The organism is Mogibacterium pumilum (assembly GCF_002243385.1).
Lineage (GTDB): Bacteria > Bacillota > Clostridia > Peptostreptococcales > Anaerovoracaceae > Mogibacterium > Mogibacterium pumilum.
This window is the reverse complement of the sequence record NZ_CP016199.1, coordinates 109,030-110,275: the sequence shown is the minus strand read 5'-3', so window position 1 is coordinate 110,275 and position 1,246 is coordinate 109,030. Positions and strand designations below refer to the sequence as shown.

Sequence of the window (1,246 nt, the reverse complement as noted above, 5' to 3'; positions counted from 1 at the left end):
AGTGTGTATCATGATAAAGAAGATTTCATCTATTGTTATTTTAGTCTGCATTATTTTATTTAATATCACACCAATCGTTATGGCAGCCGACTATGCAGAACTTGGTGATTCATCAGCAGCAAGCGGAAGCTTATCAGAAGAAACAGAACAAACAGCAGATAACACACCCAGTATAAGTGGTGTGAATGTTTCTGGTGACTTTAATGAGGGTACTCGTGGTCCCGACTATTTTAAGAATATCAAAATTGATTTGATAGGAGAGAATCTTACGGACGACAACTTCCTAACTGAAGAAGGTCTTAGATGGACGGATAAAACAGAAGTTGAGCTTATATCGGGCAGGGAGGTTGGGCATCTTAATTCCAGCTCTAATTTTGGCTCTGAAAGACCTAGTATTCCTGTTAAGATGTTCAGCACAGATAATGGATCATCAGGAAGAATAACTTATGTTGGAAAGACAAAATCTGGAATAGACCTGGATTTAATCTGGGAGATTGAAGATTCAGATAAAGACGATTGGGAAGCTAACTCCGGATTAAATAGATACGGAAGCATTAGAGGAATCGGTTTCTCAGGAGAGCAGTTCTTTCCTAACGCTATCGGAAACTCTATATCAGTCTTATATAATAATGCCAATAACATTTCTATTAACTACAAAATAGTAAAGCACGGTACTATGGATGAGAATCAAGTAGTACTGAGCTTTATATCTTCAGATATAGATACAGCTCAAGGTGTATCTACTGACCTTGCAAATCTAGCTGAACTAATACCAAGCACATCTAACCTTGTAAAGGATAACGATATTATCTATGATGTTACACCTGGAAAAGTAGGACTAAATGGTTCCAAGGACCTGCCAAGAGGAGGATACCTGGGTGCTGGATTCCTGTCTGCTTTTAACTATACATTCTATTCTCCTGCACCACCAAGATATGGTAATTCATTTAACTATTCAATGGCAGTAAGGTATGCCCTGTTTGGTAGCAGCTTGCAGGCAAAAGTAGAAACAAAGGTTAACCAGCATATAAGAGTTGAATATATAGATGAACAAGGAACCCCTATAAAGCAGGCTACAAATCTAAAAGGAATAACCGGATATAGCTATAGGATAGATAAAGCAGATATACTAAACTACAGCTTAATTGGTGTACAAAAGGATATAAGTAATATAAACAAACCGATAATTCGCTTTGTATATAGGAAAAATCCAGTGCAGGAAAGCACCGCAAACAACATAGCACCA

1 protein-coding gene is annotated in these 1,246 nt (G+C 37.5%); it reads left to right on the top strand.

The features are described from left to right. Window positions 1-10 precede the first annotated feature (10 nt). Window positions 11-1,246 (top strand): MucBP domain-containing protein (locus tag AXF17_RS00520; RefSeq protein WP_169711284.1); only part of this gene is annotated, 1,236 nt, incomplete at its 3' end.